The following is a 9,633-nucleotide window of genomic DNA, read 5'->3' on the forward strand; positions in this document are numbered from 1 at the left end:
GGGCGGGGTCGTGCTCATGAGGGGATGCTCCTGGCTGGTCATGGGGTCGGGGTGCGACGTGGGCTGTCGGGGCGGGCGGTCAGCCGCCGGTCTTCACGGTCAGCTCGCGGGAGAACGCGCCCCACTTGCCGTCGCCGAGCCGCGCCCGGATCTTCACGGAGTACGTGGTGCCGGGGTGGGCGCCGACGAGCACCTCGCGCGAGGCCTTGCCCGTGGGGACGGGCAGCACCGGGTCGCCGGTGCCCCACATGAAGGTCTGGGCGGGCTTGCCGTTCAGGTAGACCTGGTAGGTGGTGACCTGGCCGACGCCCTGCGGTACGGACCACGTGAGGTTCAGGTAGTGCTGGGTGACGGTGCCGTCCTGCTTCGTGGCGGTGGTGGCGGCCAGGTCGCCGGGGGCGCCGGTGCCCACGCCGTTCCCGTCGGGCGCCGCGGCGGTCGTCACCGGTGCCTCGCGGGTCGGGTCGGACTCCTTGCCGGAGGCGTCGACGGCGGTGACCTTGAACCGGTAGGCGGTGCTCGGGGTCAGGCCGGAGACGGTGGCCGAGGTGGCCTTGCCGTCCGCCTCCTGGACCTTCGCGCCGTTGCGGTAGATCCGGTAGCCGGTGACGGCGACGTCGTCGGTGGCGGCGTGCCAGCGCAGGGAGGCCTGGTGGGGGCCCGAGGCGGTCGCCTCCAGGTCGGCGGGGATGACCGGCTTCGCCTTGTCCTGGCCGGGCGCCGCGTGCGTGGTGAGGACGATGTCCTTGCTGAAGCCCGTGGTACGGCCGTCCGCGCGGACGGCACGGACCTTGAACGCGTAGCGGGTGGCCGGGGCCAGCCGCTCGATGTCCGTCATCGTGTCCTTGGCGGTCTTGACCTGCTTGCCGTCCTGGAAGACCTCGTAGCGGACGACCTCGGCTCCGCCGGCGGGCGGCTTCCACATCAGGTGGACGGCGGTGTGGTCCTTGACGAAGGAGCCGCTGTCGGCGGGGACGGCGGTGCCGGTGCCGGTGCCCGACGCGCCGTTGACCTTGCAGCCGCTGATCTTCGGTATCCCCTTGCCCGCGGGGTTGATCCCCACCTTGACCGCGCGGGTGCCCTTGGCAGCCACGTCGGCGCGGTCGCCGATCGGCTTGACCGTGACGTGCCTGCCGTCCTGGCGCAGTTCGTACGCCCAGGGGTTGTCGATGGTGACCTGCCCCTGCGACACGTCGAACTCGGCGGTCCAGTCCCGTACGGGCCCGTCCCCCTTGTTGGCCAGGGAGACCTCGCCGGACGCCCACCACGCGGTGGCCTGGTCCGCGACGCGGCAGGCGGCGCTCAGGCCGTCCTCCTCTCCGGCGTTGGCGGCCACGGGGATGACGACGGAGCCGACTCCGACGACGACGACCGCGCAGGCCAGGGCAATTCGCTTTCGGGACATCAGAAACCTCTTGGTAAAGCCGATCCGCCGGTGCGGCGGCGGCATCGGAAGTGCCTCGGTCAACACCCGTGACCCTAAGGGCGCATTGAGGCGCGAAAGGGCTCCTGAGCGGCTGCAGGGCCGCTGTTATACGTCCCTTAAGGTCCGGATAGGGCACCCTTGAACCCCTGTCCGCGGGTGTCGACACTGCGGGCACGACGGGTCACGCTCCGTCCCGGCGCCACCTCGCCGCCGCCCCGCACGACCTCGGAACGCGACCGGCGAACGAGGGGCGCCGGAACGGGCCCTGGAGGTGGCCGCCGAGCGCCCGGCATCCACGAGCGGGGGTCTCGCCGCCGCCGTCCGGCGCGAGGTGAGCTCAACGCGACGGCCGCACTACCGCCGGTGGCCGCAGCGGCGCCGGTGGGCCGCTCAAATCCCGCGCGATTCTCCATTGGAAAATATATGGAGAGTCACACGGCATGCACGCTCGGCTATTCGACTATTTGACGGAGCATCCAATAACGAGCCGCGGACCGTCAAGTTCACGTAAAGTCCGCGCACCGCCGAACCGCCCGGGATGGACTGGACCATCCCTGCAACCGCGACCAAATTCCCGCCTGCGCAAGTCAATTGACGTACCGTCACTTTGCTGCCCGCGATGGTTGAACGGGCGACATCTTTGCGCGTAGAGCAATGTCGTTCAGATCGCCCTTTCTCTCTGGCAGGATTCCCGGCACCCCATCCAATCGAGGAAAGCGGTACCGATATGCCCGGCCACGGACCCATGGCCGGACTGCAGCGCCATGCAGCGTCGGACCGCGGGTTACCCCCCTCTCGGTTCAAGGAGCACGATGCACAAACGTCGCATGTCCCGCGGCAAGAAGGCCGTGATAGCCACGGTCACCGCGGCCCTCTCCGGCGGCCTGCTGTTCGGCTTCGGCGCCTTCGCGCAGGCCGGTTCCGTCAGCGGCACCGTCTACGGCGGGCAGGGCAACTACCGGACGGTCAACCACCGCGCCAAGCCTTCCCTCTCGGCCCAGATCAACGGCTCCTCGAAGACCGGCGACCGGATCCAGATGTCCTGCCGCACCACCGGGGACACCGTGGAGAACAACAACCGGTGGATCTACACCGGCTCCTACTACATCGCCGACGCGTTCATCCGCGAGAACACCACCGGCCTGCCCGTCTGCGGCTCGACCCCGACCCCGAAGCCGACCAAGCCCAACCCCGGCCCGGTGACGGCGAAGTCGCTGAACATCGACATGCAGAAGCAGGTCAGGACGCAGTGGTGCTGGGACGCCTCGGGCGTGACCATCGCCAAGTACTGGGGCCGCAACGTCACCCAGGAGCGGTTCTGCCAACTCGCCGCCCAGGGCACGTGGGTGGACTGCAACAACCAGCCGGCGACGCTGGAGGACATGGCCAACGGCCTGGCCAGGCTGGGGATGGGCAACAGCGGCCGCAGCCTGTACCGCAACGCCTCGTTCAACGAGTCGGCCGCCGAGATCGCCGCGGGCCGGCCGTTCGCCGTCCGGTTCGGCTGGCGCAGCGGGGGCGGGCACATGAACGTCATCTACGGCTACGACAGCGCCACCAACATGATCGCCGTCGGCGACCCGTGGCAGACCACCCAGACGTACACCTGGTGGAACTACTCCACCTACGTGAACAACAACTCGTTCCAGTGGACCCACTCCCGGGTCGGCATCCAGGGCTGACGAGAGGACCCGACCATGCACACCATGCACACCATGCGGCGCTTCCGGCGCACCGCGGTCCGGGCAGCCGTCCTGGCCACCACCGCGCTCGCCGCCACCCTGTGCGGGAACGTTTCCGCTCAAGGTGCGGACGGCGACGGCATCGCCGGCTACCAGTCCGCACAGCAGACCCTCCGCAGCGACCAGGTCCGGGACACCGTCTCCCGCTTCCTGGTGCAGACCCGTCAGCCCGGCGGTCCCGCCGCCGCGGACGGCGGCAGCCAGGGCGGACCCGCCAACGCGCCCGCCGCTGCCGCCGCGCCACCCCGGTTCGACCTCAAGGACCCGGTGCCGATGTTCGAGATCAGCCCCGAGTTCGTGGCCGGCAAGAGCCAGGACGACCCGCAGACCGCGCTGCGGCTCTCCTACCTGGCCTCCCGGGTGAACGCCTCCGACGGCCGCCCCGCCTCCGTACTGCTCGCGCCCCAAGGGAACCCCTCCCCGACGGGCAGCAGCCCGCAGACCCCGGGCGCCGAGGGCTGGCAGCTGGCCGGCATCCGGGACGGGGACAAGGACCTCAGCCTGGCCGAGCGCGGCACGCCGCAGGCCCGGGTCTTCACCGAGCCGCAGATCCATGCCTGGTACCGGCTCACCGCCGAGGGCATGGTCGAGCCGCTCAACGACGAGGCGAACACCGGCCTCGGCGGCAAGCGCTCCCTCACCCTCGCCGCCTACCGGAAGCTGGTGACCGCCCGGTACGGCGACAAGCTGCCCGGCTCCGAGTACGACCGCAAGGGCCTGGCCGGCGGCTACGCCGACCTCACGCAGGACCAGCCGGACCGGACCGCGGCCGCTGCGTCCGAGCAGCCGGCGGACGAGGCGTCCTGGCAGCCGGTCGCCGGCACCGGGGTCGCCGCCCTGGCGGCGGTCGGCGGTGCCGCGGTGTACGCCCGGCGCCGGCGGAGGCTCTCCCTGCGCTGACCCGTCCGCATGCCGGAACGGCGCCCGTCCACCGCAGTGGACGGGCGCCGTCGCCGTGCTGCCGCCCGGCCTCAGCGCCAGGTCTGGTAAGGGCTCTTCTGGCTGTGGGTTCCGCACGGGAAGGTGCGCAGGTGATGGGCCGGGCTGTCGTCCAGGCACAGGCCGGTCTGCTGGTTCTTCAGCTCGACCGCCCCGTCCGGGTAGCGGTGGACGAACCAGCTCTGGTCCTTGGCCTTGTCGCACGGATACGGCGTGACCTGGCCCGCCGGGCCGTCGGTCAGGCACCTGCCCGTCTTGGTGTTCCGCAGTTCACGGGTGCCGTCGGCCCACCGGTGGACGTTCCACTTCTGGTGGTCGTTGCCCAGGCAGGTGTACGTGCGGATCCCGTGCTCGCTGTCGTCCAGGCAGGCGGAGGTCGCGTTGTTGCGGAAGGTCTGGACGGTGTCCGCCGCGGCCGCGGGAACGGCGCCGGCCTCCGTGGTGAACGTGGCCGTGGCCAGCCCGGCGGCAAGCAGTGCGCATGCGAGGGCAGCGGCGGCCCGGAGCCTGTTCGCGGTCGTCACAACGGTGTTCATGGCTCTCCTCGGTGAGGGCGGTGGATGTGGTGGGGCAGGCGCGGGGCGGCGGGGGACGCCCGCCCCGCGCGCAGGGGAGGCCGGGCGGTCAGCCGACGATGTTGACGGGCCGGTAGGCGTGGTAGCCGTCGCGGCCGTTCACCCCGTAGGAGTGCTGCTTCCAGCGGGTGCCGACCCCGCCTGCCTGCTCGTAGGACTTGTAGGCGGTGTGGGCGCTGTCGGCCCAGCCGTCGAAGATCACGACGTGGCGGCGGTCGGCGTTGTTGCTGTTGGCCTTGATGACCAGATCGCCGGGGGCGAGGTCCTTCATCGCGATCCGGCGCGTGAAGCCGTCGTTCTTCAGGGAGACGGTGTTGGGGCCGGGCTTCGACAGGCCGAGGGCCATGGAGACGTAGCCGGAGCAGTCCTGCCGGTATCCGTCCTTCCAGCGCTTGGTCTGGCTGTAGGGCACGGGACGCCCGTTGTCGGCGGTCAGCCAGGTCTTCGCCCGGGCCAGCACCTGGGCACGGGTGATCCGGGGAGCCGCCTGGGCCGCCTGGGCCGCCGGTGCCGCTTCCTCCTGACCGGCGTGAGGTGCGAGGGCGCGGTCGGCGCCGTCCGCCGTCAGCCGGGCCTCCGAGGCCGCGGAGGTCCGGGGAACCGCGGGTGCGGACTGCGCGGTCAGCGCGAGGGATCCGGTGCACAGCATCGCCGTCAACGTCGCGGTGACCCAACGGCGGGTGGTCTTCTTGGACATGCGGAATCTCCTGCTTCTCGTGTTGTGCCTGTTGCTTGTGTTGCTCGCGTTGCTTGTGTGACTGGTGTTGCTTGTTTGCTCGCGTGCGCCGTTCACGGCGGACGGAGGGAGCACGACGGTCCGCGCGATCGGGGAACGGCCGTCCAGGGTCCCGTGCCCGTACGGGCCGGTGACGGTTGGTCGGCACCGGCTGCGGGATGGGACGTGAAGGAGTCTGCGGGGCTCGGGACGGCCGCTGCAACGCTGTCCCGTTTGCTTCGGCGATGTCGGGATCCCTAAGGTGCTGACCTGCTGGGACACGACCATCCCGGGACATGGGGCGGCCTTCCGGGGCACCGGTGCGCGGCCGCCGGAAGGGGGCGGGCATGACGGGCCTGGGTGGGCAGCAGCCCAGTGCGGGGCAGCAGTTGGGGAATGCGCTGCGGGCTCTGCAGCGGCGGTCCGGCCGTACGCTGCGTTCGCTGGAATCCGAGGTGATGATCAGCGACTCGTCGCTCTCCCGCTATCTCCGGGGCAGTACGGTCCCGCCGTGGACGACCGTCCAGGACCTGTGCCGTGCCCTGGGCGCCGATCCTGCGGAGTACCGGGCGCTGTGGGAGGCGGCGGACCGGTGCCAGCCGGGGCCGCCCGCGGAACCGGTCCGCCCGGTCCCGGGGGCGGATACCCGGTGGCGCAGGTGGCGGCGTACGGCCGGGGCGTGGGCTCAGCGCCGCTGGGCGTGGGCCGTGGGCGGTGCGTGCGCCGGGCTGTTGTGCGGCGGTGCGCTGGCGTCGTTCGTCCTGTGGCCGTCGGGACCGGCTCCCGCGCGCGGGGCAGCCGGTCCTCAGGAGCCGGCGCGGGAAGCGGCCGCGGCCGGGCCGGCTGGAGCAGGGCCCGCCGACCACAGCCGCATCTTCGTCAACCGCGTCACGGGCGACTGCCTGGACCACAGCCTCGACAAGGGGCTTCGCTCGTTCGATCCCAACGGGCTGAGCTACCAGCGGTGGACGGTCCACCCGCATTCCGACGGCACCAGCGAGCTGCGCAACCATGCCACGGGCGCCTGTCTGGACAGCGGCGCCTCCGGGCTGCGGGGGGCGTCCTGCAGCAAGGCCGCCTCCCAGAAGTGGGCGGTGACGGCCTTGGCCGATGCATCGGTCGAGATCAAGAACCGGGCCGCCGGAACCTGCCTGGAGGACGGCGAGCAGGGGCTGCGGGCCGTGCCCTGCGACGGCTCCGACCGCCAGAAGTGGGGCTGAGGGGTCAGACGCGGGGGGTGCCGTCCGTGAAGTCGAGACCGGCCGCGTACAGCAGGCGGCGCCTGGATCCGTCGGGGCTCCAGCCGTGGAAGAGGATCCGGTCCTTGCCGTCCGGGCCGGTCACGACGTCCTGCCCGCCGGGTCCGCGGACCGCGCCCCCGAGGGATTCGGTGGAGATGAGCGGTTCCGGCGCCTTGACGTAGGGGCCCGTCAGCCGGTCGGCCACCGCGTACCCCGTCTTGTAGCGGTGGTCGGCATAGGAGTCGGCCGAGTAGAAGAGGACGTAGCGGCCGTCGCGCCGCACCAGCGTCGGGGCCTCGACCAGCTGCCCTTCCCACGCGAGGTCCTGGCCGATCAGGGGGGCGGGGTCGCCCGTCGTCCGGGTGCCGTCCCCGGAGACGGGCTGCAGGTGGATTCGGGTGGGAATCCCGCAGCAGTTGCCGTCGTTCTTCCACAGCAGGTACCGGCGGCCGCCCTCGGTGAAGCTTGCTGCGTCGATGGCGCCGCCCTGCTCGGCCGGACAGACCAGCGGCCCCTGGCCGACGGGCTGGAAGGGCCCGTCCGGGGAGGAGGAGAGGGCGACGCCGATGCACTGCTTGCCACTGGCGCGGTCGCGGGCGGTGTAGTGCATCGTGAATCCGCGGTCGTTCGCGAAGACCTCCGGCGCCCATACGAGCGAGCGCGTCGGCTCCGCCCAGTCGCCGAGGCGGGGCAGGGGGTCGGTGCCGGCCGGCGTCCAGTGGACCAGGTCCGTGGAGGTGGCGTGCTGGACGGCGGCGGCTTCGCTGTTGGTGGCGTAGGCGTGGTAGGTACGGCCCACCTTCACGACGTCCGGGTCGGGGAAGTCCCGGTCGAGCACGAGGGCGGGCGTGGCGGCCCGGGCGGGCACGGCGGCAAGGGCGGGCGCCGTGGCGAACAGGCCTGCGACGAGTGCGCCGGCGGCCGTGACGGCGACCGACCGTCCGAACCGGCGTACGACTGTGGGGAACACCTGTCGTCTCCTTGGGTACGAGGCGTTGTGTGCGGGGAGGCTGCGCCTTCCCTCTCGACGGGCTAACGGCCGGGGCGCCGACAGGTCGCTGCCCCAGCCGAGAAGAACAGGGCGTACGGGTGCGCCGCCGGGGGTGCTGCCGCGGGCTGCGTCTTCCCCGGACCGGATGCGGTGAGGGAGGCCAGCAGATCGCGGGCGAGGCGGAGGTTCCGGTGGTCGCGTTCCAGCAGAGGTTCCGCCTCGCCGAGGGTTCGGGCGAGCAGGGGCGCGGGCCTCGTCGGGCCGGCCCGCGGCGTTCGGGGCGCGGGCCCGCTCCGCCCGGGCATGGAGGGTGTGCGATTGGTCGGGGCCCATGACCCGGGTGCGGTCGGCCACCGGCGACTCCCGGGCCGACTCGGCCTCGGCGATCCGGCCGACCCTGGCGGCGAGGGCGGCCCGGCTGCTGCGCACGGCCAGGGTGTGCGGGTCGTCGGGGCCGAGGCAGCGCTCCACTTCGGCCATCAGCTCGGCCTACTGCTCTTCCGCCGGGGCGGGTTCGCGCGTCCCGTACCAGATGAGGCTGCACCGGGTGGCCGGTACCTGCGGGTGTTCCGGGCCTCGTGCAGCCGTGCCCGGCTCACCGGTGCCTGCAGCCCGGCCCGTCTGCAGTCCACGGCGGCGGCCACGACCGCCGCGCCGCGCGGGTGGGCGCCGGGCACCCACGCGTTCTGCCAGGCGGCGAGCAGCTCCGGCCCGGCCGCCAGGACTTCCGCGATGCCGAAGCGCTGCGCCCCGTGCAGCGCCGCACCGATACGCGGGTCCTGCCGGTGGGCGGCGGCCCGCCGACGCTCCTCCTGCGACCACCGCCGGGCGAGCCGCACCACCTCCGCCTGTTGCAGCACGTCCCACTGGGCTCGCCAGGCGTCCCGGTCGGAGCCTGTCAGGCGGCCCGCCTCCCGGGCGGCGAGCGCCGGTACTCCTCGGTGCGCATCGTGGCGAGCACCACGCGCCGGCCGGGCGGGGCGGTGGAGAGCGCGGCCAGCACGGCGGTGGTGAGGCCCCCTGCGCCGAGGAAGACTTCCAGGTCGTCGAGCCACAGGAGGGATCTCCGACGGCGGGCGGCCGTCCGGAGAGCCCGCGGCAGCGCCGCCCGGGCCTGCGGCCGGACGAAGGTGTGCCGGGGAAGAGCGAGCGGGCCACCTCGTACGCCAGCCGGGATTTCCCGGCCGCGGACTCCCTCACGAGCAGGACGAACCCCGCCCGACGGAGGGCCTCGCGCAGCTGCGGCTCCGCATCGCGGCGGGTGCAGGCGGGAGGAGCCGCCCCGGACCCGGCGCCGCTCCCGGTCGCGCCGCCGTTCCTCCGGATGTGCAACACCGGCATGCCGCCCCGGCCCGTCGGCCGATCCCGTGGTGCACCCCCGTTCCCGCCCCGGGTGCCCGTTCGGGACCCCCGTCGGCGGCCTGCGGCCGGCCCGCGCCGGTTGCCGTGACATACGTCACGGCAACCGGGCCGAAAACGGAATCTTCACGCCCGCGCCATCCCGCCGACATTTCAAGATTTGTCCGTTTTGGAATCGACATTCCCCACTCCGGCGGAAAAGGAATCCGTCGCCGTCCCGCCCAATCCTCCGTTCTCCCTGATCCCGACCGCTTCTGGCCGACCATCAGGCCCTTCCCGGAGTAGCCGCACTGCAGCCATGCATGATCCGCGGCCTGTTTCAAGCCGCGTTCCGGATCTCCTGTGCGCATTAGTTGCCATAACTTGCCAGGCCGAAGCCGGGCTTTTAAGAATGGCGACTCCTCCGGCGCCTTCCGGTTCGGTCGCCGGAAGCTTCGCGATCACCGAATGAGGTCACGCATGCAGAAGCACCGGAAGAAGAAAAAGCACTACAGGAAAATAGCGATCTCCGTCGGCGCTCTGGCCATCGTGGGCGTGCCCACGGCCGCCATGGCCTGCCTGGGCGGGCAGGAGACCGGCCGTACGCAGACCGCCGCCCAACGGCACGAGATGCGCCCCTGGCACGGCGTCCCCACCCTTTCGTTG

8 protein-coding genes and 1 pseudogene are annotated in these 9,633 nt (G+C 72.1%); 4 read left to right on the forward strand and 5 right to left on the reverse strand.

Translation table 11 applies throughout. From position 1 onward, the window contains the following. Positions 1 to 79: 79 nt before the first annotated feature. Entirely contained in the window at positions 80 to 1,405 is a 1,326-nt protein-coding gene (locus tag HYE82_RS29260; RefSeq protein WP_179177196.1) for a fibronectin type III domain-containing protein, read from the reverse strand. An 833-nt stretch (positions 1,406 to 2,238) separates the two neighbouring features. Here HYE82_RS29260 and HYE82_RS29265 point away from each other — a divergent pair. Together HYE82_RS29265 and HYE82_RS29270 are read left to right on the forward strand one after the other, a co-directional pair. Further along, a complete protein-coding gene (locus HYE82_RS29265; protein WP_179177197.1) occupies positions 2,239 to 3,108 on the forward strand; it encodes a papain-like cysteine protease family protein in 870 nt (289 codons plus the stop codon). A gap of 15 nt (positions 3,109 to 3,123) precedes the next feature. After that, a complete protein-coding gene (locus HYE82_RS29270) occupies positions 3,124 to 4,068 on the forward strand; it encodes a hypothetical protein (RefSeq protein WP_179177198.1) in 945 nt (314 codons plus the stop codon). Between the two features lie 71 nt (positions 4,069 to 4,139). On the opposite strand, the gene HYE82_RS29275 is transcribed toward HYE82_RS29270, so the two are convergent. Both HYE82_RS29275 and HYE82_RS29280 read right to left on the reverse strand, forming a co-directional pair. After that, positions 4,140 to 4,643, reverse strand: a complete 504-nt coding sequence (locus HYE82_RS29275) for an RICIN domain-containing protein (RefSeq protein WP_179177199.1) — start codon at positions 4,641 to 4,643, stop codon at positions 4,140 to 4,142. An 88-nt stretch (positions 4,644 to 4,731) separates the two neighbouring features. Continuing rightward, a complete protein-coding gene (locus HYE82_RS29280; RefSeq protein ID WP_179177200.1) occupies positions 4,732 to 5,379 on the reverse strand; it encodes a hypothetical protein in 648 nt (215 codons plus the stop codon). A 365-nt stretch (positions 5,380 to 5,744) separates the two neighbouring features. Between HYE82_RS29280 and HYE82_RS29285 the strand changes: the two genes are divergently transcribed. Then, positions 5,745 to 6,617, forward strand: coding sequence for an XRE family transcriptional regulator (locus HYE82_RS29285; protein WP_179177201.1), 873 nt, complete (start codon positions 5,745 to 5,747; stop codon positions 6,615 to 6,617). A 4-nt stretch (positions 6,618 to 6,621) separates the two neighbouring features. On the opposite strand, the gene HYE82_RS29290 is transcribed toward HYE82_RS29285, so the two are convergent. Both HYE82_RS29290 and HYE82_RS29295 read right to left on the reverse strand, forming a co-directional pair. Continuing rightward, a complete protein-coding gene (locus HYE82_RS29290; protein WP_309144485.1) occupies positions 6,622 to 7,608 on the reverse strand; it encodes a glycoside hydrolase family 43 protein in 987 nt (328 codons plus the stop codon). Between the two features lie 500 nt (positions 7,609 to 8,108). Beyond that, a complete protein-coding gene (locus HYE82_RS29295; protein WP_179177202.1) occupies positions 8,109 to 8,489 on the reverse strand; it encodes a hypothetical protein in 381 nt (126 codons plus the stop codon). 958 nt (positions 8,490 to 9,447) lie between these two features. Here HYE82_RS29295 and HYE82_RS29300 point away from each other — a divergent pair. Beyond that, a pseudogene (locus HYE82_RS29300) lies at positions 9,448 to 9,633 on the forward strand (CAP domain-containing protein); the annotation flags it as partial.

The sequence above is a fragment of the Streptomyces sp. BR123 genome (assembly GCF_013401435.1).
GTDB lineage: Bacteria > Actinomycetota > Actinomycetes > Streptomycetales > Streptomycetaceae > Streptomyces.

What these genes read in the sequence shown, in the direction of transcription:
- HYE82_RS29270 (WP_179177198.1), top strand. Translation starts at nt 3,124, where the DNA reads ATGCACACCATGCACACCATGCGGCGCTTCCGGCGCACCGCGGTCCGG.
- HYE82_RS29260 (WP_179177196.1), bottom strand. Translation starts at nt 1,405, where the DNA reads ATGTCCCGAAAGCGAATTGCCCTGGCCTGCGCGGTCGTCGTCGTCGGA.
- HYE82_RS29285 (WP_179177201.1), top strand. Translation starts at nt 5,745, where the DNA reads ATGACGGGCCTGGGTGGGCAGCAGCCCAGTGCGGGGCAGCAGTTGGGG.
- HYE82_RS29265 (WP_179177197.1), top strand. Translation starts at nt 2,239, where the DNA reads ATGCACAAACGTCGCATGTCCCGCGGCAAGAAGGCCGTGATAGCCACG.
- HYE82_RS29275 (WP_179177199.1), bottom strand. Translation starts at nt 4,643, where the DNA reads ATGAACACCGTTGTGACGACCGCGAACAGGCTCCGGGCCGCCGCTGCC.
- HYE82_RS29280 (WP_179177200.1), bottom strand. Translation starts at nt 5,379, where the DNA reads ATGTCCAAGAAGACCACCCGCCGTTGGGTCACCGCGACGTTGACGGCG.